Genomic DNA, 253 nt, shown 5'->3' with positions numbered 1-253 from the left:
CAATGCAAACGTTCAAACTTGAAGGAGAAGACAAAAAAATAGGTGGTATTTATTACTTCCTTCCAGATCCAATCGGTGTAGAGACAGTACGTAACGAAATTAAAAAAGAATTAGGAGAAACAGCAAACACTCAAGAAAATCCAACTACAAAAACCGAATCAAACCATTCTTCAAATTCTAACTCTGACGAAAAGGCAAAGAAAGAAACGAATCAGAATCAGAACAAAACACCAACTGAACCACCTCCTTCTAC

At 36.0% G+C, this 253-nt stretch carries 1 pseudogene; it reads left to right on the top strand.

Going from position 1 to position 253, the window contains the following annotated elements:
- Positions 1 to 253, top strand: a pseudogene (locus tag SB775_RS31810) (LCP family protein); the annotation flags it as partial.

This window comes from Peribacillus sp. SIMBA_075 (assembly GCF_046534585.1).
Note: the sequence above shows the minus strand (reverse complement) of the source record. Positions and strands in the feature narration are given on the sequence as shown.